The organism is uncultured Veillonella sp. (genome assembly GCF_934190855.1).
Classification (GTDB): domain Bacteria; phylum Bacillota; class Negativicutes; order Veillonellales; family Veillonellaceae; genus Veillonella.
In genome coordinates, this window is record NZ_CAKPTN010000230.1 from 1 (window position 1) to 1,862 (window position 1,862).

The 1,862-nt window shown below is 40.3% G+C and carries 3 protein-coding genes; all 3 read right to left on the bottom strand.

Annotated features, from left to right (window positions below):
* Positions 1-1,273 (bottom strand): Asp-tRNA(Asn)/Glu-tRNA(Gln) amidotransferase subunit GatA (gene gatA / locus Q0F90_RS09080; RefSeq protein ID WP_296004951.1); only part of this gene is annotated, 1,273 nt, incomplete at its 3' end.
* A gap of 11 nt (positions 1,274-1,284) precedes the next feature.
* On the bottom strand, positions 1,285-1,575 hold the full coding sequence (gene gatC / locus Q0F90_RS09085; protein ID WP_296004953.1) for an Asp-tRNA(Asn)/Glu-tRNA(Gln) amidotransferase subunit GatC: 291 nt from the start codon (positions 1,573-1,575) through the stop codon (positions 1,285-1,287).
* A 78-nt stretch (positions 1,576-1,653) separates the two neighbouring features.
* On the bottom strand, positions 1,654-1,862 hold a 209-nt coding region (locus Q0F90_RS09090), incomplete at its 5' end, for a BRCT domain-containing protein (protein ID WP_367113434.1).

Genomic DNA, 1,862 nt, shown 5'->3' on the forward strand with positions numbered 1-1,862 from the left:
GTACTGTACAGATATCTTCTAAGTACATTGCCAATGGATCATTTACTTTTTCACCAAATTTATAAGACGTATTAGGTGCAGTTGGTGTTAAGATTAAATCCACTTTGGAGAAAGCTTCATCAAATTCGTTTTTAATGAGGCGGCGTACTTTTAATGCTTTCAAATAGTAAGCATCATAGTAACCAGCGCTCAATACATAAGTACCTAATAAGATACGGCGTTGTACTTCAGGACCAAAGCCTTCTGTACGAGTTTTAGTAGACATTTCTACTAAATTGTCTGCCGCAACGCGCATACCATAGCTTACACCGTCATAACGAGCCAAGTTAGAGCTTGCCTCAGCCAATGCGATGATATAGTACGCAGACAATGCATATTTAGAGTTAGGCAAGGAAACCTCAACGATTTCAGCACCTAATTTTTTATACGTTTCAATAGCCTCTTCCATAGCTTTTCGAACTTCGCTATTTAGACCTTCACCAAAGAATTCCTTTGGCACGCCGATTTTAAGATGTTTTACATCATTTACAAGAGCTGTCGTATAATCTACACGAGCACCTGGAATAGATGTAGAATCTTTTGGATCGTAACCAGAAATTGCATTTAATACTAAAGCAGCATCAGTTACATCGCGTGTAATAGGGCCAACTTGGTCCAAAGAGGATGCGAAGGCAATAAGGCCATAACGAGATACATTACCGTAAGTTGGTTTCAAACCTACTACGCCACAGAAGGACGCTGGTTGACGGATGGAACCACCTGTATCAGAACCAAGAGCCCAAATAGCAGTACTACTAGCAACAGCAGCTGCACTACCACCAGAGGAACCACCTGGTACACAGTCAGTGTTCCAAGGGTTAGTTGTTTTTGCTAATGCGGAATTCTCTGTAGAACCACCCATAGCAAATTCGTCCATGTTAAGTTTACCAAGGCTAATGTAATGATTGTCTTGTAAACGTTCGATAACAGACGCATTGTATGGAGGTACAAAGTTTTCTAACATTTTAGACGCACATGTTGCAGGCTCGCCTTTAATACAAATATTGTCTTTGATGGCACCAGGAATACCTGCTAATGGAGAAATCGCTTCACCTTTAGCAATTAATTCGTCTACAGTTTTAGCTGTAGCCAAAGCGCGGTCATGAGAATCGGATAAGTACGCATGTACAGTCGGTTCCACTTTCGCTTTATGTGCAATGACAGCATTCGTTAATTCAACGGCGCTGATTTCTTTATTCACTAGTTTCTTGTGTAATTCATGAATTGTTGCCACAGCGAAACCTCCTATTCTTGTACTACGCGAGGTACTTTAAAGTACCCATCCTCTGCTTCTGGAGCAGTAGATAAAGCTAACTCATGATCGAGGGATGGTTTCATTTCATCCTCTCTAAGTACATTATGCAATGGTACCGCATGGGCCATAGGCTCAACACCATCAAGCTCTAATGCATCTAGTTCAGCAACATAAGACAAGATATCGGACAACTCTTTTTCTACATGTGCCATATGTTCTTCCTTAACTTCCAAGCGTGAAAGCAAGGCGATTTTTTTAATTTCCTCTTGGCTGATTTTCATCGGAACACATCCTTTCATAATTATTTATTATAAAGCAAATAATATATATTTTCAAAACATTGTAAGAATGTCTATATATTAGATTTCACCGAGCTCTTTTAAGAGTTCTACAAACTCTTCTTCGTTCATGACGCGAATGCCCAATTCATTTGCTTTAGTAAGCTTGCTACCACTATCTTCACCAGCTATGACAAGGGTAGTCTTCTTGGAAACAGAGCCTGTAACCTTTGCCCCATGAGCTTCGAGGATTTTACCTGCTTCACTGCGGCCCATAATCTCAAGCTTAC